Origin of the sequence: Clostridium sp. KNHs205 (assembly GCF_000702945.1) — a bacterium.
Taxonomy (GTDB): Bacteria; Bacillota; Clostridia; order Lachnospirales; family Lachnospiraceae; genus Anaerocolumna.
The window spans coordinates 4,530,153-4,545,075 of record NZ_JNLE01000003.1 but is presented as its reverse complement, the minus strand read 5'-3'; the positions used below and the strand labels follow the sequence as shown (position 1 = coordinate 4,545,075).

10 protein-coding genes and 1 pseudogene are annotated in these 14,923 nt (G+C 40.2%); all 11 read left to right on the top strand.

From position 1 onward, the window contains the following. Positions 1-34 precede the first annotated feature (34 nt). The 11 genes and pseudogenes from BR73_RS27630 to BR73_RS0118850 all read left to right on the top strand — a co-directional run bounded on the left by BR73_RS27630 (position 35) and on the right by BR73_RS0118850 (position 14,904). Complete coding sequence (locus tag BR73_RS27630) at positions 35-793, top strand: hypothetical protein (protein ID WP_051685321.1); 759 nt, start codon at positions 35-37, stop codon at positions 791-793. A gap of 343 nt (positions 794-1,136) precedes the next feature. Beyond that, entirely contained in the window at positions 1,137-2,315 is a 1,179-nt protein-coding gene (locus tag BR73_RS27625) for a polysaccharide deacetylase family protein (protein WP_051685320.1), read from the top strand. A gap of 20 nt (positions 2,316-2,335) precedes the next feature. Further along, a complete protein-coding gene (locus tag BR73_RS0118890; RefSeq protein ID WP_033166811.1) occupies positions 2,336-3,112 on the top strand; it encodes a polymer-forming cytoskeletal protein in 777 nt (258 codons plus the stop codon). Positions 3,113-3,127: 15 nt separating this feature from the next. Beyond that, entirely contained in the window at positions 3,128-3,832 is a 705-nt protein-coding gene (gene pyrH / locus BR73_RS0118885; RefSeq protein ID WP_033166810.1) for a UMP kinase, read from the top strand. Between the two features lie 47 nt (positions 3,833-3,879). Continuing rightward, positions 3,880-4,434: a ribosome recycling factor gene (frr, locus tag BR73_RS0118880; protein ID WP_033166809.1), complete on the top strand. Its 555-nt coding sequence runs from the start codon at positions 3,880-3,882 to the stop codon at positions 4,432-4,434. A 118-nt stretch (positions 4,435-4,552) separates the two neighbouring features. Beyond that, positions 4,553-5,266: an isoprenyl transferase gene (locus tag BR73_RS0118875; RefSeq protein ID WP_242860702.1), complete on the top strand. Its 714-nt coding sequence runs from the start codon at positions 4,553-4,555 to the stop codon at positions 5,264-5,266. 17 nt (positions 5,267-5,283) lie between these two features. Next, on the top strand, positions 5,284-6,081 hold the full coding sequence (locus BR73_RS0118870; RefSeq protein WP_033166808.1) for a phosphatidate cytidylyltransferase: 798 nt from the start codon (positions 5,284-5,286) through the stop codon (positions 6,079-6,081). Between the two features lie 321 nt (positions 6,082-6,402). Next, positions 6,403-7,551, top strand: a complete 1,149-nt coding sequence (locus tag BR73_RS0118865) for a 1-deoxy-D-xylulose-5-phosphate reductoisomerase (RefSeq protein ID WP_033167630.1) — start codon at positions 6,403-6,405, stop codon at positions 7,549-7,551. Positions 7,552-7,626: 75 nt separating this feature from the next. Beyond that, a complete protein-coding gene (rseP, locus tag BR73_RS0118860; RefSeq protein WP_033166807.1) occupies positions 7,627-8,976 on the top strand; it encodes an RIP metalloprotease RseP in 1,350 nt (449 codons plus the stop codon). Between the two features lie 343 nt (positions 8,977-9,319). Continuing rightward, a pseudogene (ispG, locus tag BR73_RS26840) lies at positions 9,320-10,377 on the top strand (flavodoxin-dependent (E)-4-hydroxy-3-methylbut-2-enyl-diphosphate synthase). Between the two features lie 36 nt (positions 10,378-10,413). Then, entirely contained in the window at positions 10,414-14,904 is a 4,491-nt protein-coding gene (locus BR73_RS0118850) for a PolC-type DNA polymerase III (RefSeq protein WP_033166806.1), read from the top strand. Positions 14,905-14,923 lie beyond the last annotated feature (19 nt).

Genomic DNA, 14,923 nt, shown 5'->3' with positions numbered 1-14,923 from the left:
ATATTGTAAGATAGAAATGTGAGGAGACTGTACGTTGGACGATAGTAATGCTTTCAACAAACAGGGTCATTATAATGACGAGTCTTTAACGGATGATGAGGTTTTATCCAGTAAAGAATTTGTAATTCCGCCTTCAGGTCCTAATAATCAGGGACCTGGCATCGGACCTGGACCAGATCAGAGAGGACCAGGCCAAGGACCAGGGCCGAGACCACCACAGCCGGGACCAGGGCCAGGACCAAGACCGCCGATGCCAGGGCCGGGACCAGGACCGAGACCACCACAGCCGGGACCAGGACCGAGACCACCACAGCCGGGACCGGGACCAGGACCGAGACCACCACAGCCGGGACCAGGACCGAGACCACCACAGCCGGGACCAGGACCGAGACCACCACAGCCGGGACCGGGACCAGGGCCAGGCCCAAGACCACCGATGCCAGGACCGGGGCCAGGCCCAAGACCGCCGATACCGGGACCAGGGCCAGGACCAAGACCAGGGCCAGGCCCAAGACCACCACAGCCTATGATACCACCCCCTAATTTTATTCCGGAATTACCGAGTAATACAGCAGGGCCGGAAGCTTTCCGATTAGGTGGACAGATTGGTGGCGGTAATTTATGGATATGTTTATTCCGAAATACCTTTATGTGGTTGATAAACGGAAATAGTTTCTGGTTTTATCCTACCTTTATCGGAAGGAATCATGTTGAAGGCTTCCGGTGGAGAAGGAATACATGGGTTTATGAACGTATCAATTTAAGGTTAATATTCTTTTTCCTATGTTTTTAAAAGGTAGTTGAATAAAATAGTAAGCTTGTGCTTCTAAATAATAGCCAGTCAATTTTTGACTGGCTATTTGCATAGTGCCATATATAATGACTGCAATGGTGAAAAGAATGGTTAATGTTATTTAATGTCTGTGAGTGGAAGATGTTACCAGATGCTTTTGTTGATATGCTCAACATTTCTCATACTAAGAAAAACACTGTATTTCACGGTGTTTTTTTAAGTTTAGGGAAAAATAGGGATTTGCATTCTGTAGGTCAATAGTACTAACCCTGTTTCTTTTAATTTTCGATATAATATGATAGAATATAACAAAAAGGGGTTTATAAGGGAGACTTAAACAACAATGGACGACACCCGTAGGGAGATATTAAATAATATCCGCAGAAAAAAACGTGTCAAACGCTTAAGACAAGCTATAATCATAGCGATAATCTGCAGTATTTTACTACCAACAATACTTTGTGTTGTTTTATTTAATAGAATTAATACTTTAGAGAAGAAAATCAATCAACTGGCAGCTGGAAAATCCAGCTCACAGGAACAATCAGAGAAAATAGAAAAAAATTTGTATTATCAGGCAGAAGATTATTCATCTTCACTTGAAGAATCGGAGAAAAACAGTTATAATGAGGAAGAGATATCTGCCGCCGCCAAACAAGGGGATATAGCTGCTTCTGATAATACTGCTGGGACATTTGCTGAGAAGTCTGGTAACAAGACAATTAGCAACTATGCAGCAGGTGCAGATGTGACAGAAAAGCCCTCCGGAAGCAATACTTCGACTAAAAATACCGGTAAACAGATCCCTGAGAATCAGGGGAATAATAAGAAAACTGATGAAATAAAGGTTAGTGAAAAGGACAGGAAAAAGTATGAAGGGAAAGAAATTTACCTGACTTTTGATGATGGCCCCAGTAGCAATACCAGTGAGATATTAGATCTTTTAGCTGAGTATCAGGTTAAGGCAACCTTTTTTGTAATTGGTAAGACAGATGAACAATCCAAGGAATTATATAGGAGAATAGTCGAGGAAGGGCATTCCATAGGTATGCACTCCTATTCTCATGACTATAAACAGATATATAAATCTCAGAAAGCTTTTGAGACTGATTTCAAACAAATAAAGAAATTGATATATGATACAACCGGTGTAATGACTGATCTCTACCGTTTTCCTGGAGGAAGCGGGAATACAGTCAGCGGTGCAGATATGTCCATCTTTATTCGTTTTCTTGGCAAGGAAAAAGTGAATTATTACGATTGGAATGTTGCAAGTGGTGATGCGACAGGTGTTGATTATTCACCTGAACAATTATCCGAAAATGTGCTTGAGGGTATTGCAGACCATACAAGGTCCATCGTTTTATTACATGATACAGATAGGAAAGGGAATACAGTCACATCCCTTAAAACCCTGCTTAGTACGCTCACACAATGTGATGCAAAGCTTCTGAAATTAGATAATACTGTTAAACCTATACAGCAAGTTAGGAGTAGTTCATCAGAACTTAACAATAAGTAATTACATAGGAGGAATCTTAAATGGGCTTTTTTAAGGATTTTAAAGATGATTTATCACAGGCAGTGAATGAACTGTTACCGGAAGAAGTTTTAGAAAGTGATAAAGAAGGAAATACTTCTGAAGAGAAGGACAATGTTCTGAAGGTTGAAGGAGAAGAATCTGTTATAGCAACCGAAGGTACTGTACAGACAGATGCCAGTGCAGAGTCAGTTGAAACAAGTGAAGAAGACAATGTTGATAAAGAGTTATTGGAAGCTTTGTTAACAAACGAAACAGATGTAGAAGAAGTGAAGAGCCAGGAGCTTGCAGCTGCATTAAGTGAAGAGGAAATTGAAGACAAGGACACCGCAAACGCTGATGAGGTAACCGTTATTGCTAAAAGCACTGTTTTAAGCGGTAACTTAAGTACAGATGGTTCCCTTGAAGTAATCGGAACAATTAAAGGTGATATTGACTGCAAAGGTAAGTTGTCGGTAATTGGTAAAGTTACTGGTAATTGTTCGGCAGCAGAAGTATATATTGGGGCAAAACGATTCGAAGGCGCTATCAGCAGTGAAGGTAATGTAAGAATCGGACTCGGTACAGTAATCATCGGTGACGTACTTGGTACAGAGTGTTACATAGCCGGTGCGGTGAAAGGCGATGTGGATATTAATGGTCCTGTCGTAATTGATTCCTCCGCTGTTATTAAAGGAAACATCAAGGCTGCTTCCATCCAGATTAACAACGGAGCTGTAATCGATGGATTCTGCTCACTGTCTTATGCGTCCGTTAATATTGATAATATTTTTGAATAACTGGAGGTATATTAAATGAACAGATATAAAAGAGTCTTACTGAAATTAAGCGGAGAGGCTCTGGCCGGCGATAAAAAAACTGGGTTTGATGAAGCTACCTGTATAAAGGTTGCTAATCAGGTAAAACAGCTGGTGCAGGAAGGCATCCAGGTTGGTATTGTCATTGGTGGAGGTAACTTCTGGAGAGGAAGGACCAGTGAAACGATTGACCGTACAAAAGCTGATCAGATAGGTATGCTGGCAACTGTTATGAATTGTATCTATGTTTCGGAAATCTTCCGGTTTGTAGGCATGAAGACTCAGATACTTACACCTTTTGAATGTGGTTCAATGACAAAGCTTTTTTCCAAGGACAGAGCAAATAAATATCTGGATAAAGGTATGGTTGTTTTTCTTGCAGGCGGTACAGGACATCCGTATTTTTCAACAGATACCGGTGTAGTATTACGGGCAGTTGAATTGGAAGCTGATATCATCTTAATGGCAAAAGCAGTGGATGGTGTTTATGACAGTGATCCGAGAACGAATCCTGATGCAAAGAAGTATGATGAAATCAGTATTCAGGAAGCTCTCGATAAAAAACTTGCTGTTGTGGATTTATCGGCAACCGTATTAAGCATGGAAAATAAAATGCCTATGCTTGTGTTTGCATTAGAAAAAGAAGACAGTATCATCAAAGCTGTCAGGGGTGAATCTGACGGAACAATCGTTACAGCTTAACAGGCTGTGAATTTAATAAAGTTATTATAATGATAGGAGATACATTTATGGATGCTAGATTGGAACAATACGAAAGCAAAATGACGAAAACACTGGATAATCTGAGAGAGGAATTTTCAACAATTCGTGCAGGAAGAGCAAACCCTCATTTGCTTGACAAGCTTAGAGTGGACTATTATGGTACCCCCTCAGCCCTGCAGTCAGTAGCTAATATCTCAGTTCCTGAACCCAGAGTCATTCAGATTCAGCCATGGGAGAGTAAACTGATAAAGGATATTGAAAAGGCTATTATTGCTTCTGACTTAGGCCTGACACCTAATAATGACGGAAAAGTTATCAGATTGGTATTTCCTGAGCTTACAGAGGAAAGAAGAAAAGATCTGGTTAAGGATGTTAAGAAGAAATCAGAAAATGCAAAAGTTGCTATCCGCAATATCAGAAGAGATGCCAATGACACAATAAAGAAGCTGAATAAAAACAGTGAAATTTCCGAAGATGAAGTTAAGGTATTAGAAGACAGCATTCAGAAAACCACAGATAAATTCATTGTTGATGTAGATAAACTTACAGAAGACAAATCAAAAGAAATACTTACAGTATAATAATATGATATTGACAAGGACTGCTCCAAAATTCAAAGAAAACTCTTGGTAATTACAAAAGTTTCTGGATCTTTGAAGCAGTCTTTTTCAGTTGGAGGTCTCCAAGGGGGATATTAATTTGGATTATAAAATACCAAGACATGTGGCAATTATATTAGATGGAAACGGTCGTTGGGCGAAGAAAAGAATGATGCCCAGAAATTACGGGCATGTACAGGGAAGCAAAACAGTTGAAAACATTTGTGAAGAAGCATATAATATGGGAGTGGAATATCTTACCGTATATGCTTTTTCGACAGAAAACTGGAAAAGACCAAAAGATGAAGTTGAGGCCTTAATGAAACTTCTGCGAAGTTATCTGAAGAATTGTCAGAAGACCAGCAGTAAGAATAATATGAAGGTAAGAGTGCTGGGAGAATTAACTGGCCTGTCTGAAGAAATCAGAAAGAGCATTTATGAACTGGAGGAAGTTTCCTCTAAAAATACAGGGCTAAATTTCCAGGTTGCCCTTAATTATGGCGGAAGAGATGAAATCGTAAGAGCAGTAAAAAAGCTGGCCTTAGATTACAAAGAGAATAAGTTTGAGGTATCGAATATTGATGCAGATCTATTTTCAGGTTATCTGGATACCAGAGGAATACCGGACCCCGATTTATTAATACGAACCAGCGGTGAAACAAGAATATCCAATTTCCTTTTATGGCAGTTAGCCTATACGGAATTTTATTTTACAGATACTTTATGGCCGGATTTTAACCGGGAAGAGTTAAGAAAAGCTATTGAATATTATAGCAACAGAGACAGAAAATATGGTGGAATTAAGGAAGATTGAATACTAGGAGGTAACACATGTTTTGGGTAAGATTTCGCAGTTCGGTCATACTAATGGTTATAACCCTGGCGGTAATCCTGTTGGGAGGAGATGCGTTATTTGCTGTGGTTCTAGCCATATCTATCATTGGTATGACAGAGTTGTATAAAACAGTGAACCTTCAAAAGTCACCCATAGGTTTTGCCGGATATGGGGCGGCAATATTATATTTTGGTTTGATACGATTTGGTTTGGGAGAATATCAGCCCTTTTTGTTTATTGGCTTTTTATTGGTATTAATGTTGGTATATGTATTTTCTTATCCAAAGTTCCGAACAGAAGAAGTTACGATAGCATTTTTTGGTTTGTTCTATGTTGCGGTAATGTTAAGTTATATTTACCAGGTAAGAATTGCTGATAACGGATCCTATCTGGTATGGCTTATATTTATTGGTGCATGGGGATCAGATACCTGCGCATATTGTGTGGGAATGTTATTTGGAAAACATAAAGGTTTTATGAAGCTAAGCCCTAAAAAATCAATTGAGGGTTGCATTGGAGGTGTACTGGGAGCTGCATTGCTTGGGGCCTTGTATGCAATTATCGTAAAAAACCGTTTGGGGAATTTTGAAAATCCCTGGCTTACCTTTGGATTGATTTCCGGTGCTGCAAGTATTATCTCACAATTAGGTGATTTGGCAGCTTCAGCAATTAAGAGAAATCATGATATCAAAGATTATGGGACACTAATACCGGGACACGGTGGAATTTTAGACCGTTTTGACAGTATTATTTTTGTTGCTCCCATAGTATATTTTCTCTCTGTAATTGTGTAGGCATATGAGCTTAAAAGTGCAGCAAAGAGAACTGCCTTTTATCGGAAATTTAAGGTGCAATTTCCGATAAGTTATATTATAGAAACAAAAAAGCATGTTTCTATAATCGGATGGCGGCAGCAAAGAGAGCTGCCTTTTATCGGAAATTTAAGGTGCAATTTCCGATAAGTTATATTATAGAAACAAAGAGCGTGTTTCTATAATCGGATGGACGGCAGCAAGAGAGCTGCCTTTTATCGGAAATTTAAGGTGCAATTTCCGATAAGTTATATTATAATAACATCAGCAGTTATAAAAACAACAGCAATGAAAGAGGTTATCATGAAGTATATATCCATTCTGGGGTCAACAGGATCAGTCGGAACACAAACACTGGAAGTGGTTCGGGAGAATCCGGATATTAAGGTAGTTGCCCTGGCAGCTAACAGCAGTATTGCATTGCTGGAGGAACAGATCAGAGAATTTGCACCTTCCATAGTGGCAGTGTATGACGAGGTACTGGCTAAAGAGCTGGCAAGCCGGGTGAAGGATACGAAGGTGTCCGTTCTTGCGGGTATGGATGGACTGATAGCATGCAGTACGATAGCAGAAGCTGAAACAGTTGTCACAGCGTTGGTCGGGATGATTGGGATAACTCCGACCATCGAAGCCATTAAGGCCGGAAAGGATATTGCCCTTGCGAATAAGGAAACACTTGTTACAGCTGGTCATATCATAATGCCTTTGGCAAAAAGCTGTAATGTACATATTCTTCCTGTTGACAGTGAGCATTCTGCCATATATCAGGCATTAAACGGTGAAGGGAATAATGCAGTTGAACGTATTATCCTAACTGCTTCCGGTGGGCCCTTTAGAGGAAAAAAGAAAGAAGACTTAAAAAATATCCAGGTGGAAGATGCTTTGAAGCATCCTAACTGGACGATGGGCAGAAAGATTACCATTGATTCTTCAACTATGGTAAATAAAGGTCTTGAGGTTATAGAAGCAAAATGGTTATTTGATGTGGAATTGGAGAAAATACAAGTAGTTATACAACCTCAGAGCATCATTCACTCCGCGGTTGAATTTTTAGACGGCAGTATAATTGCACAGATGGGTATGCCTGATATGAAATTGCCGATTCAATATGCTCTTTTTTATCCTTTAAGACGTCAGCTTAAAGGTGAGAGACTCGATTTGTTTAAATTGGAAAGACTAGATTTCTATGAGCCGGATTACGATACATTTGAGGGACTTAAACTGGCCTACAGGGCAGCAGAAACAGGGGGAAGCATGCCAACTGTATACAATGCAGCCAATGAATTTGCAGTTGCCAAATTTCTGAACAGAGAAATAGCTTATATGGATATAACAGATTTCATCAGAGAAGCTATGGATGCTCATCAATACAGGGAAAATCCTAATGTTAATGAGATTCTGTCCACTGAAGCAGAGACTTATGAATTCCTGAAACACAGACTGCATAAATAGATGAGACAAAAATTATTCATTTTCTGATACAGTCAACAATAAATATGGTGTAAGCACACTTAGTTAGGAGTAAGCATGAACATAATTATAGCAATAGTAGTATTCAGTGTCCTAATTGTTATCCATGAACTCGGACATTTTCTGCTGGCAAAGTCTAATGGTATTTATGTTACAGAATTTTCAATAGGTATGGGACCAAGAATTCTATCAATGGTTAAGACACCAAAAGGTTACCGGTTGAGAGGTCTTCTGTCACCCGGTGATTTTGCAGCAGCTAACAGGGAGTTGGAAGCAACAATCTATTCCATAAAGATTCTTCCTATCGGCGGATCATGTATGATGCTTGGAGAAGATGATACCGTAGAGGATGAGAGAGCTTTTAATAAGAAAGGTGTATGGGCCAGAATATCAGTTATTCTGGCAGGACCAATTTTCAATTTTATTTTAGCTTTTATCCTTGCTTTGATTATTGTGGGAATGCAGGGATATGACCCTGCCAAAATCGCATCTGTTAAAACACCTGCAGTAGAAGCAGGATTGCAAGAAGGTGATGTGATTACTCAGATTAATGGTAAGAATATAGACCTTTCAAGAGAGCTTAGGATGTATCTGTATGTAAATCCTCTTAGTGAAGCAGGAGTCGACATCACCTATAAAAGAGACGGAGAGGTTCATAAAACTACTGTGGACCCGGTTTTTGTAAAAACCTATATGTTGGGATTTTATTATGCAGACGGTACCAAGCCCATGATAAGAGAGCTGATGGAAGGTTATCCAATGGAGAAAGCCGGATTCAAAGCAGGGGATGTCATCACTGGTATCAATGGAGTAGCAGTTGCTACAAGAGATGAACTAATGGCATACCTGAAAGAAAATCCGTTATCAGATAAAGCAATTACCGTATCTTTCTTACGTGATGGTGCTGAGAATACAGTTTCAGTTACACCGGAACTCTCAGGACAGGGTTATGACCTTGGTCTTTCGCTGGATGGCAGCATAGTTAAGGTTAGTGGCCTGGATGTTATCAAATACAGTTATATTGAAGTGAAGTATTCTATTGTCAGTACCATTGATAGTATTGGTTTGTTAATCAGACAAAAAGTATCGGCTGATGAGCTGGCAGGTCCGGTTGGTATAGTTGGTATGATAGGAGACATCGTACAAGGTACAAAAGACAGTGGTTTTACAGCAGTCTTTTTAAGTCTTGCAAGTTTCAGTATTCTTCTTAGCGCTAACTTAGGCGTTATGAATCTTCTGCCTATTCCGGCTTTGGATGGCGGCAGGCTGGTATTCCTGGTGATAGAAGTATTCAGAGGAAAACCTATGGACCAGACCAAAGAGGGAATCGTGCATATGATTGGTTTCATAGCTTTGATGATTCTTATGGTATTTGTAGTATTTAATGATTTAAGCCGTATATTCTAATTGTTAGGATCTGCAACTAGTACAGCAGTAGATCATTGTTGAATTTTAGAAGGGCTGCTGCTAATTTAATTTCGCAGCAGCCCTCTTTTTATGGTATAGTAACTCTTATTAGCATATGTTAAATCCTGGTATAGAGTAATTCTGCCTTCTGGAAGACTTGCGGTATGGTTAGGTATAAGGTATAATAAAGTTCATTTTCTATTTACTTAACAATATACTGGCAGCAGGTAACGGCGAAGTTGTCAGATATGGTTATTCTAAAAATGAGAATGGTTTATATAGTGGAAGATGTGTTTGGACATCTTTATTTCATGTGCGCTGTTGCACACGGACAGGAGTTTATATGAGAAAAGAGACAAAAGTTATAAGGATAGGTAATAAAGTTATCGGCGGAGGCAATCCGATCCTTATTCAGTCTATGACAAATACAAAGACAGAAGATATTGCAGCAACCATAGAACAGATTAATAAACTGGAGGCTGCAGGCTGTGATATCATACGTTGTGCGGTGCCTACCATGGAGGCAGCAGAAGCTATAAAAGAAATCAAGAAAAGTATACATATCCCACTGGTTGCGGATATCCATTTTGATTACCGGCTAGCTATTGCTGCAATAGAAAATGGTGCGGATAAGGTAAGGATAAATCCAGGCAACATAGGTGGAACGGAGAAATTAAAAGCTGTGGTGGAGGTTGCAAAGCTTAAGAATATTCCAATCAGAGTAGGAGTAAACAGCGGTTCCCTTGAAAGAGAACTTGTGGAGAAATATGGAGGGGTAACGCCGGAGGGACTGGTGGAGAGTGCACTGGATAAGGTTCATGCCATAGAGGCCATGGGTTATGATAATCTGGTAATCAGTATAAAATCTTCCGATGTGCTAATGTGTATCAAAGCTCATGAATTGATTGCGGATAAGAGCAGCTATCCCCTGCATGTGGGTATTACAGAATCCGGAACCTTGTTATCGGGAAATATCAAATCAGCGGTGGGGCTTGGCGTTATGTTATATGAAGGTATCGGTGATACCATCAGAGTATCTCTGACCGGTGACCCCGTAGAAGAAGTAAAATCAGCGAAACTGATACTGAAAGCCCTTGGTCTTAGAAAAGGCGGTGTTGAACTGGTATCCTGCCCTACCTGTGGAAGAACCCAGATTGATCTGATAGGCCTTGCAGGACAAGTAGAAGAAATGATACAGGAATTCGATCTGGATATAAAAGTTGCTGTTATGGGCTGTGCTGTTAATGGACCCGGTGAGGCGAAAGAAGCAGATATCGGAATTGCCGGAGGCCGGGGGAAGGAATTCTGATTAAAAAAGGCAAGGTCATAAAAAAAGTCCCTGAAGATAAACTGTTAGAGACCTTACGGGAAGAGTTACTGGCAATGAAAGCAGCTTTGTAATAAGTTCAGCAATTTAGCAGGAAAGAGGCGTAACACATGGGAATGCTTTTTTTTGAAGTGTTCGATCAGCTATATGATATTCCGGAGGAGTACGCTAACCTTTTTAAAGAGGTTACCGTAGAAAAGGTCTGTGTTTCCAAATCAAAGGCTGAAATAAAAATTTATTTGGACAGCAGCAGACTGATCCAGCGCAGAGATATTAAGAAAATGGAACAGCTGGTTAAACAAAGATTATTTTCATCTACACCGGACGCTGTCTGCTTTCAGGAAAATTATCATCTGTCGGCACAATATACTCCTAAGAATCTTTTTGATGCATATAAAGAGAGTATTTTTACGGAATTCAGGGAACGAAGTATTCTGGAATACAATATCTTTGAGCTGTCAGAAATTAATTTTGAGGACAACAAGATAATCTTTACTTGTGAAGATAATTTTCTAATAAGAAGAGTAGCACCTGATTTTCAAAAGCATTTAACTTATATTTATGAGAAATTCAATCTGAAGGTGGCTGTCATATTTGATTATTATGAACCGGCGGTCAAAGAGAAGCAGCAAACCTACGAATTTGTTAAGGTAGCAGGTGTTACGGTGAGTGATGACCAGGAGGAAGAAAATGAAGCAAGTGTCAATCATGGAAGTAATAATGACAGTCAGGCCCTGGAACCGGCCAATGATAAAGCTGTTAAAGCTGTAAAAGAAGAAAACAAAAGCGAAAAGAGTAAGAGCGGCGGTTTTCATTTCGGTGATAAAGAAAAGCCTAAATATACTCCCAAAAAGGTCATAAACGATCCGGATATTATCTTTGGAAGAGGTTTTGAAGGCGAGGCAATACCTATAGCTGACATCCAGGATGAGATTGGTGAGGTAGTAATCAGAGGTCAGATTTTAAATACAGAAGCCAGAGAACTCAGAAATGAAAAGACACTATTCATATTTACGATTACGGATTTTACAGACTCTATCTCTGCAAAATTATTCTTAAAAACAGAAGAAGCAGCAGAAGTGACCAGTGTTATTAAAAAGGGGAAATTCTTTAAGTTAAAGGGTATGGCCTTACTTGATAAATATGACAGAGAAGTGTCCTTAAGCTCCATTGTAGGTATTAAAACAATTCCTTCCTTTACCGTAAAACGAATGGATACCAGCATTGAAAAACGTGTTGAGCTTCATGCCCATACAATGATGAGCGATATGGACGCTGTTGTGGATGCCAAAGATTTAGTAAAGAGGGCATTTGAATGGGGACATAAAGCAATTGCAATAACAGATCACGGTGTGGTACAGTCTTTCCCGGAAGCCAATCATGCTCTAAGTAAGTGGGATTATCCGGAGTCTGAGTGGGAAAGATTAAAGGAATTTAAAGTTATTTATGGTGTTGAAGCCTATCTGGTCGATGATTTGAAAGAAATCGTCGTTCATCCGAGAGGACAGACATTATCGGATACATATGTGGTGTTTGATATTGAAACCACCGGTTTTGGACCGGTTAAAGACAAAATTATTGAAATTGGTGCTGTTAAAGTAAAAGATGGCATTGTTATTGATAAATTCAGTACTTTTATTAATCCGGAAATACCCATTCCTCAGAGAATAGAAGAACTGACAGGTATAAATGATGACATGGTTATCGGGTATCCGACAATAGATGCTATCTTGCCGGAGTTTCTTAACTTCTGTGAAGGAACAGTTCTCGTAGCCCATAACGCTTCCTTCGATGTGAGTTTTATTCATAAAAAAGCGGAAGCTCTTGGAATTAATACAGATTTTACTGTAATTGATACAGTGGGAATGGCCAGAATGCTGTTACCTAACCTCAATAATTATAAACTTAATACAGTTGCCAAAACATTGAGCATATCACTGGAGAATCATCACAGGGCAGTTGATGATGCAGGAGCAACAGCAGAAATATTTATGAAATTTCTTCCTATGTTAAATGAAAAAGGTGTTACGGTATTGGATGAAATCAATCCGCTTGGCAAGCTTACACCGGATGCTATCAAGAAACTGCCGACTTACCATGCAATTATTCTGGCACAGAGTGATGTGGGAAGAGTGAATCTGTATAAGCTTATCTCTTTATCACATATAGATTACTATCAGAAGAGACCGCGTATTCCTAAAAGCTTATTTATGGAGAACAGGGAAGGCCTGATTATTGGCTCTGCCTGTGAAGCGGGTGAACTATACCAGGCGATACTAAGGGAGCAGCCCCAGGAGGAAATAAATAAACTGGCAGAGTTTTATGATTATCTTGAAATCCAGCCCTTGGGCAATAATGAATTTATGATTGAAAGTGAGAAAATCAACATAAATTCCATGGAAGAAATTATGGATATAAATCGTCGGATCGTCAGGCTTGGTGAAGAGTTCAACAAACCGGTAGTGGCTACCTGTGATGTGCATTTCATGGATCCGGAGGATGAAATCTACCGAAGAATCCTGTTGTATGGAAAAGGAATGAAAGACGCAGATAACCAGGCACCTTTGTTCTTTCGCACCACGGAAGAGATGTTAGAGGAATTTGCTTACCTGGGACGAGAGAAGGCATATGAAGTGGTTGTAACCAATACCAATCTGGTTGCAGACAGAATTGAGAAGATATCTCCGGTGCGGCCGGATAAATGCCCTCCGGTAATTGAGGATTCCGATAAGACCCTTAGAGATATCTGCTATAACAAAGCTCATTCCATGTATGGTCCCAATCTGCCAAGGCAGGTTGAAGAAAGACTGGAGCATGAACTTCGCTCTATTATAACCAACGGTTTTGCCGTTATGTATATCATTGCCCAGAAACTGGTATGGAAATCCAATGAAGACGGTTATCTGGTAGGTTCCAGAGGTTCTGTTGGTTCCTCCTTTGTTGCGACCATGTCCGGTATAACGGAAGTTAATCCTTTGGCGGCACATTATTATTGCAGTCACTGTTATTATTCGGATTTCGAGTCCGAGGAAGTAAGAGCTTATGCAGGCAGCAGCGGCTGTGATATGCCGGATAAAGCCTGCCCGGTATGCGGGAATCCATTAAGTAAAGATGGACATGATATCCCCTTTGAGACCTTCCTTGGCTTTAACGGCGATAAAGAACCGGATATCGATCTTAACTTCTCCGGAGAATATCAGAGTAAGGCACATGATTATACGGAGGTTATCTTTGGTGAAGGCCATACCTTCAGAGCGGGGACTATTGGTACCCTGGCTGATAAGACCGCCTATGGTTTTGTCCTTAAATATTACGAAGAGCATAACCAGCATAGAAGAAAAGCAGAGATTGAACGTATTGTTGGCGGCTGTGTCGGTGTAAGGCGGACCACCGGGCAGCACCCTGGAGGAATTATCGTACTTCCCCATGGGGAAGAAATCTATTCCTTTACCCCGGTACAGCGCCCCGCAAATGATATGACTACCAAAACCATCACCACTCATTTTGACTACCATTCCATTGATCATAACCTATTAAAGCTTGATATACTGGGACACGACGATCCGACTATGATTCGTATGTTAGAAGATCTTACGGGAGTAGATGCCAAAGGGATAAGACTGGATGAGGAGAAGGTGCTTTCACTTTTTGACAACCTGAGTGCCTTAGGGATCAAGCCAGAGGATTTAGGAGGCTGTGACCTTGGCTGCCTTGGTGTTCCGGAGTTTGGTACGGACTTCGTTATGCAGATGCTTCGTGATACAAAACCAAAGAACTTTTCGGATCTGGTGAGAATCTCCGGATTATCCCATGGGACGGATGTATGGCTTAACAATGCCCAGACCCTTATAACAGAAGGAAAATGTACTCTTGGTTCTGCGATTTGTACCCGTGATGATATTATGACCTATTTAATCAATACCGGTGTGGACAGCGGCCATTCCTTTAAAATAATGGAGAGTGTACGTAAGGGCAAGGGTCTGACGGCAGAAATGGAAGAGGAGATGCTTGCAGCCGGAGTTCCTGATTGGTATATCTGGTCCTGTAAAAGGATTAAATATATGTTCCCTAAAGCCCATGCGGCGGCTTACGTTATGATGGCTTTCCGTATTGCATATTTTAAGGTATATTATCCTTTGGCTTATTATGCAGCATATTTCTCAATACGTGCCTCTGCCTTTAACTATGAATTGATGTGCCTTGGCAGAGAACGCCTGGAACGGCATATGGCAGATTATAAGAGAAGAGGAAATGAGTTAAGCAAGAAAGAACAGGATACCTATAAAGACATGAAGATAGTTCAGGAGATGTATGCAAGAGGATATCAGTTTGTACCCATTGATATTTATTCGGCAAAAGCTCATCATTTTCAGATTGTAGACGATAAACTGATGCCTTCCTTAAGTACTATAGACGGCTTGGGGGATAAGGCAGCCGACGCGGTAGTAGAAGCTGCTAAAAATGGTAAATTCCTCTCCCGGGATGATTTCAGAAGTCGTTGCAAGGTAAGTACCACAGTAGTAGATTTAATGAATGATTTAGGGTTATTTGGAGATCTTCCGGAGAGCAATCAGATATCTTTAATGGATTTTCTTCAATAAATGTTCTGATCCATGGCTT

Bases quoted from the DNA above. Each gene is read 5' to 3' on its own strand.
- BR73_RS27625 (WP_051685320.1), top strand. From the start codon at position 1,137: ATGGACGACACCCGTAGGGAGATATTAAATAATATCCGCAGAAAAAAA.
- BR73_RS0118890 (WP_033166811.1), top strand. From the start codon at position 2,336: ATGGGCTTTTTTAAGGATTTTAAAGATGATTTATCACAGGCAGTGAAT.
- pyrH (WP_033166810.1), top strand. From the start codon at position 3,128: ATGAACAGATATAAAAGAGTCTTACTGAAATTAAGCGGAGAGGCTCTG.
- frr (WP_033166809.1), top strand. From the start codon at position 3,880: ATGGATGCTAGATTGGAACAATACGAAAGCAAAATGACGAAAACACTG.
- BR73_RS0118870 (WP_033166808.1), top strand. From the start codon at position 5,284: ATGTTTTGGGTAAGATTTCGCAGTTCGGTCATACTAATGGTTATAACC.
- BR73_RS0118865 (WP_033167630.1), top strand. From the start codon at position 6,403: ATGAAGTATATATCCATTCTGGGGTCAACAGGATCAGTCGGAACACAA.
- rseP (WP_033166807.1), top strand. From the start codon at position 7,627: ATGAACATAATTATAGCAATAGTAGTATTCAGTGTCCTAATTGTTATC.
- BR73_RS0118850 (WP_033166806.1), top strand. From the start codon at position 10,414: ATGGGAATGCTTTTTTTTGAAGTGTTCGATCAGCTATATGATATTCCG.